A 1,596-nucleotide genomic window follows, 5' to 3' on the forward strand; every position below is an offset into this window, starting at 1 on the left:
ATGTCGCGCGACTGGCAGCGCACCACCTGCGCTTCATACCCGGTCGGATCGGCCATCGCCGTGGCAGGCAGCACGCCGGTCCACAACACCAGTGTCCACCACGTCCACGTCCAGCGCGGCGCGCTCCATGACGGCAGTTCGGCAACTTCCCACAGCTTCATCAACCCATTCCCCGCCGCAACTGAACGATCACGCGCCTACCATCGGGCATGCGCTGTGATCAGAGCATCATCGTGCAGGTCGCGCAAGACGTACACGCGACAATCACGCGCACTGTGCGCGTTACGCGTGGGCGAAATCGATCGCCAATACATCGGCAATCCGCGTGGTGCGGTTCATCGCCATCAGCAGGCGGTCCACCCCGACCGCAACACCGGCGCAGTCGGGCAGACTTGGCAGGGCCTGCAGCAACGGCTCATCCAGCGGCGGCAGCACGTCGCCGCGCGCCGCACGTACCGCGTGGTCGCGGATGAAGCGCGCACGTTGTTCAGCGGCGTCGTTCAGCTCGTGGTACCCGTTGGCCAGTTCCACCGCGCCCAGGTACAGCTCGAACCGTTCGGCCAGCGGCGGCGTGCCCGGGCGGATACGCGCCAGCGCGGCCTGGCTGGCCGGCCAGTCGTGCACGACGGTCATGCGGTCGTCATCGAACGTGGGCTGGATGCAATGGGTCATCAGCAGGTCCAGCCAGTCGTCGCGGGTGAGGCCCTCGGCGTCGATGCGGACCGACGCCAACGGCGCCTGCAGCTGCGCCAGCGGCGCGTCGAACGGGTCCACGCCCAGGTGCTGCTGGTACAGGCTGCGGTAGTCGACCACGCGCAGATCGGCGGTGCGCTGCACCAGCCCGAGTGCGGCGCGGACCAGCGCAACGGTTTCCTCGATCAGGCGGTGGTGGTCCCAGCCCACCCGGTACCACTCCAGCATGGTGAACTCGGGGTTGTGGCGGCCACCGGCTTCGCCGTTGCGGAACACCCGGCCAAGTTCGTAGCAGTCGCCCACGCCGGCGGCGAGCAGGCGCTTGAGCGGGTACTCGGGCGAGGTGCGCAACCAGCGTTGCGCACTGCCGGCGTCAACGTGGCCACTGAAGCGGGTGTGGAAGCTGTCGATGTTCGGCTCGGTGTTGCCGGCCGCCGACAGGATCGGCGTTTCCACTTCCAGCACATCGCGCGCGGCGAAGAACGCCCGGATCAACGCGTTCAGCGCGGCGCGCTGGCGCAGCGCGGCGATCATGCGCGCGCGTCCTTCAGCCGCTGCGCGAGTGGCAGGGTGAGCAGGTCGCGGGTGTCGTCGACGTAGCCGGTGGCCAGGTACAGCCGCCGTGCCAGTTCATTGTGGTGGTTCACTTCCAGTCGCATGCGCGCCACCCCGCGCGCATTGGCGCGCTGTTCCAGGATGGCCAGCGCCTGCTTGCCGCGCCCGCGGCCACGGGCAGAATGACGCAGGTACAACTCGTCGAGCAGGGCGAAATGACCGCCCTGCTCCAGGCTGAAGCCCATTGCCAGCGCCGCATAGCCCACCACGCTGCCCGCCTCGTCCAGCCACAGCAGCACTTCGCCGTTGCGCGGGTCTTCCAGCAGCGCGGCCAGCGCGATGCGGACC

Annotated in this window: 2 protein-coding genes; both read right to left on the reverse strand. The window is 68.7% G+C overall.

Translation table 11 applies throughout. The features are described 5' to 3' along the window. Positions 1-282: 282 nt before the first annotated feature. Complete coding sequence (gene epmA / locus DBR34_RS17985; RefSeq protein WP_128097796.1) at positions 283-1,227, reverse strand: EF-P lysine aminoacylase EpmA; 945 nt, start codon at positions 1,225-1,227, stop codon at positions 283-285. Next, positions 1,224-1,596, reverse strand: a 373-nt coding sequence (locus DBR34_RS17990; RefSeq protein ID WP_146186879.1) for a GNAT family N-acetyltransferase, incomplete at its 5' end; no start/stop codon positions are given. The genes epmA and DBR34_RS17990, both read right to left, overlap by 4 nt.

Origin of the sequence: Stenotrophomonas sp. HMWF003, assembly GCF_003061285.1 — a bacterium.
In the GTDB taxonomy this organism is placed as follows: Bacteria; Pseudomonadota; Gammaproteobacteria; order Xanthomonadales; family Xanthomonadaceae; genus Stenotrophomonas; species Stenotrophomonas maltophilia_AP.

Excerpts from the sequence above, each read along its gene's own strand:
- epmA (WP_128097796.1), bottom strand. The coding sequence starts at position 1,227 with ATGATCGCCGCGCTGCGCCAGCGCGCCGCGCTGAACGCGTTGATCCGG.